This window comes from Spirillospora sp. NPDC046719 (assembly GCF_040645715.1).
Taxonomy (GTDB): domain Bacteria; phylum Actinomycetota; class Actinomycetes; order Streptosporangiales; family Streptosporangiaceae; genus Spirillospora.
Genome location: NZ_JBEYYT010000628.1, coordinates 1 through 4,277 on the forward strand (window position 1 = coordinate 1; position 4,277 = coordinate 4,277).

Consider the following 4,277-nt stretch of genomic DNA (forward strand, 5'->3'; position numbering starts at 1 on the left):
CCCAGCCCGTGCGGCCGGCCCTTTTGCGAACTCCCATGGTGATCCACTCGCCTGCCCGTGGCCGGAGGCGGCGGGCGGGCCCCGGTCAAGCATTGGCGGGCTTTCAGTTGCTATTGGCGGAGCGTTAATAGCGTGTTACAAGTAACTCAACACTTATGCAGCGCCCGGTCGGGGGCGCGGGGCGCCCTGCGGGCTCCGGACGAACCGGAGCGCCAGAGGAGGTCACCATGGGTGAGAGCACGCGCAGAAGGTTCCTGCGCGACGCCGGACTGGTGGGCGCGGCCACGGCCGGAGCGCTGGCGATGGGACCCGCGCCCGCGCGGGCCGCGGGCGGGAAGCGGGTCGCGGTGCTCGGCGGCGGCGTCGCCGGGCTGAGCGCGGCCCACGAACTGGCCGAACGGGGCTTCCAGGTCGACGTCTACGAGCGCACGGCCCTCGGCGGGAAGGCGCGCAGCATCTTCCCGCCCGGCACCGGGACGGGCGGGCGCCTCGACCTGCCGGGCGAGCACGGGTTCCGGTTCTTCCCCGGCTTCTACTTCAACCTGACCGACAACATGCGCCGGACGCCGTTCCCGGGCAACAAGAACGGATGCTGGGACAACCTCGTCCGCGCCGACGCGTACATGATGTCGCGGCAGGGGCGGCCCGACCTGACCATCCCGTTCCCGTTCCCGCTGCCGCCGAACTCCAGCATCTACGACAAGGCCGGCTTCCTGGCGACGATCCAGTCCGGGCTGCAGACCGTCGCGAAGCTGTCGCTCACCGAGGCGGCGTTCGCCGCGCAGAAACTGCTCGTCTACGTCACGAGCTGCGACGCCCGCAAGCTCGGGCAGTGGGAGAACATCACCTGGTCGGACTACATCCGCGCCGACCGGTTCTCCGACGAGTACAACAAGTTCATCGCCGACGGGACGATCCGCAACCTGGCCGCGACCAAGTCCAAGGACGCCAGCACCCACTCGATCGCCAAGGTCGGCGAGGCGACGGTGTGGAGCATCCTCGACCTCGGCAACGAGCCCGGCGGGACCGTCGACCGGGTGCTGGACGGGTCGACGTCCGAGATGTGGCTCGACCCGTGGATCGCGTACCTGAAGAGCCTCGGCGTCACCTTCCACGTCGGCTACAACGTCGACTCGCTGCGGATCTCCGGCGGCGCCGTCACCGGCGCCGGGGTGACCGCGAACGGGAGTTCCAGCACGGTCGCGGCCGACTGGTACATCGTCTCGATGCCGTGCGAGCGGGCCGTGGAACTGCTGAGCGACGACGTCCTCAAGGCCGATCCGACGCTCGCCGGGATCAAGGGCCTGCGCACGGACTGGATGACCGGCCTGCAGTTCTTCCTGAAGAAGAAGCTGCCGCTGGCGCCCGGCCACGTCAACTACGGCGACTCCGCGTGGGCGGTCACGTCCATCAGCCAGGAGCAGTTCTGGAAGCGGGACTTCTCCACCTACGGGGACGGCACCGTGCAGGACTGCCTGTCGTCCATCATCTCCGACTGGTTCACGCCCGGCACGTTCAACAAGAAGAAGGCGAGCGAGTGCACGCCCGCGGAGATCGCCGCGGAGACGTGGGCGGAGATCAAGGCGCACCTCAACGACACCGGGACCGTCCTCACCGACGACATGCTGCACTCCTGGTTCCTGGACCCGGCGATCGTCCGCAGCGGCAGCGGCGTCACCAACGACACGCCGCTGTTCATCCAGCAGCCCGGCTCGTGGAAGCTGCGCCCGGACTCCAAGACGAAGATCCCGAACCTGTTCCTCGCCGGGGACTGGGTGAAGACGCCGATCAACGTGACGACGATGGAGGGCGCCAACCAGGGCGGGCGGCAGGCGGTCAACGCGCTGCTGGACGCGGCCGGGTCGAACGCCTCGCGCTGCTCCGTGCACGAGCTGTACGAGTCGCCGCTGTGGACGCTGTTCAAGGCGAACGACAAGGTCCGCTACGCGCTGGGCCTGCCGCACGAGTTCGACGTCCTCGACCCGCGCTGGCCCTAGCCGAGTGACCGGCGCGCCACCAGCGCCGCGTTGAGCAGCTGCAGGTCGGTCGGGCGGGCCGGGTCGAGCCCGGTCAGCTCGCAGATCCGGCGGACGCGGTAGGCGACCGTGTTCGGGTGGACGTGCAGGGCCGCCGCGGTGGCGCGGCGGTCCAGGTCGTCCGCCAGGTAGCGGCGCAGCGTGTGCAGCAGCTCGGGCTTGCGGTCGAGCGGCTCCAGCAGCCCGGCGAGCAGGGCGAGCGCGCCGCTCGGCCGGCTGAGCTGGTAGTCGAGCAGGACGTCGGCGAGCCGGTACAGGCCGGGCGGGCGGCCCGTCCCGCGGACGAGGTCGATGATCTCGGCGGTCTGGGTGACGGCGGCGGGGATCCCGGACGGCCCGGTGATCTCCGCCGCCGCGGTGACGCGGGTGTCGGCGGCCTTCCCGGCCCGTGCGACGAGGTCGTGCACCAGGTCCCAGGACGGTGGCGCGGCGAACGGCAGCAGCGCCGTGCCGCCGGACGCGTCGAGCGCGGTGAGGGCGGGCTCGCCGGCGAACCGGTCCAGCACCGTCCGGACGCGGCGGATCTTGCGGCGGGCGGCGACCCGGGCGCGCTGGCCGGTGCCGCGCTCGTCGGGCGTCCGGCTGAACGCGAGCGTGAGGACCGCGTACCGGGCGGCGGGGCGCAGGCCGGTCCGGCGGACGATCAGGTCGAGCGGCTCCCCGGCGAGCAGCGCGGTCATCAGGGCGTGCCGCCCGCCCTGCTCCTGGCTGTCGAGGACCTGCCGGACCTCCAGGTAGGAGCCGCTGACGGCGGTGGTCAGCCGCGCCTGGAAGTCGACGAAGTAGCCGAGCGCCTCCTGCAGGTCGGGAAGGTCGGACGGCCGGGCGCCGGCGGCCAGCTCGTCCCAGGCCATCGCCGAGCCGATCCGGTAGGCGGTGAGGATCGCCTCCAGCGGGACGCCCTCCTCGGCGCGCAGCGCGGCCGAGTCGCGCTGCCGCCCGAACTCGCCGGCGGCGGCGGGGCGGCGGCGCTCCAGCACGTCCGCGAACTGGCGGAGGCTGTGCTGGACGATCCCGGCGATGTCCCCGGCGATCTCCTCCTGCGGCAGCTCGGCGTAGACGGGCAGCTCGTCCAGCAGCCGGGCGAGGACGCGGCGGGTCAGCTCCGGCGCGCGCGCCCGCAGATGGGCGGCCAGCGGCCGCCCGCCCATGCACAGCGCCCTCTCGGCAGTGCCCGAAGGCGGCCCGTCCAGGCCCGAAGGCGGCCCGGCCGTGCTCAGCGACCCCTTGTTGTCCTCCGGCACAACGGCTCCCGGGAAACTCTGCGCCCGCACCAATTGAACGGTGTGTCAAAAGTCTGGACGATCACGGCGACATCGTCCATGACGGCCAGGGAGCGAAGTGATGAAGCGTCTGTTCGGCGGCGTCGTCGGCTCGATCGTGGCGGCGGCCGCGGCCCTGGCGGTCGCCGGGCCCGCGCACGCGGCGGCGGGGCGGTACGTCGCGCTGGGCGACTCGATGGCGTCCGGGCCCCTCATCCCGGACATCACCGGCAACGTCGGCTGCGGCCGGTCCACTCACAACTACGCGCACGACCTGGCCTCCGCGATGGGCCTGAACCTGGCGGACGTGACGTGCAGCGGCGCGTCCACCAAGCACATGACGCAGTCGCAGGACACCAGCGTCGGGGGCGTCGACACCGGGACCGTCCCGCCGCAGTTCGACGCGCTGACCGCGGACACCTCGCTGGTCACGCTGACGATCGGCGGCAACGACGTCGGCCTCGTCGGCGTCGCGCAGAACTGCGCCACCCTCGACCCGACGGCGACGCCCTGCAAGGGGACGTACGAGGCGCAGGTCGCGCAGCGCACGGCGGAGTTCGAGCCGAAGCTGTCGGCGGTGCTCGACGGCATCCGGCAGCGGTCCCCGAACGCCCGGATCGTCGTCACCGGCTACGGCCTCTACATCAAGCCGAACGGCTGCTGGCCGGTGCAGCCCGTGCTGCCCACCGACGCGAACTTCCTGCAGGGCTCCGTCAACGCCATGAACGCGGTCATCAAGCGGCAGACCGAGGCGCACGGCGACACCTACATCGACCTCGTGACGCCGAGCGCCGGGCACGACTCGTGCCAGTCGGCGTCCAAGCGGTGGCTCGAAGGGTACGTCCCGGTGCACGCGGCGGCGCCGCTGCACCCGAATGCGTCCGGTGAGGCCGCCTACGCCTCCGTCATCCGCGGCGTGATCGACGCTTCCTGAAGACGGCCGCCTCTAAAACGGCAGGGCGCCGCGTTCGGCGACGCG

General features: G+C 72.0%; 3 protein-coding genes. 2 read left to right on the plus strand and 1 reads right to left on the minus strand.

The features are described 5' to 3' along the window. Positions 1-227 precede the first annotated feature (227 nt). Positions 228-1,997 carry a hydroxysqualene dehydroxylase gene (locus ABZ914_RS47545; RefSeq protein WP_500201227.1) on the plus strand — a complete coding sequence of 590 codons (1,770 nt, stop codon included), beginning with the start codon at positions 228-230 and terminating at the stop codon, positions 1,995-1,997. Here ABZ914_RS47545 and ABZ914_RS47550 read toward each other — a convergent pair. After that, positions 1,994-3,280, minus strand: a complete 1,287-nt coding sequence (locus ABZ914_RS47550; protein WP_500201228.1) for a PucR family transcriptional regulator — start codon at positions 3,278-3,280, stop codon at positions 1,994-1,996. The two genes, ABZ914_RS47545 and ABZ914_RS47550, sit on opposite strands and share 4 nt — an antisense overlap. Positions 3,281-3,380: 100 nt before the next feature. On the opposite strand from ABZ914_RS47550, the gene ABZ914_RS47555 reads away from it, so the two are divergent. Continuing rightward, complete coding sequence (locus tag ABZ914_RS47555) at positions 3,381-4,232, plus strand: SGNH/GDSL hydrolase family protein (RefSeq protein ID WP_241755630.1); 852 nt, start codon at positions 3,381-3,383, stop codon at positions 4,230-4,232. Positions 4,233-4,277: the final 45 nt, after the last annotated feature.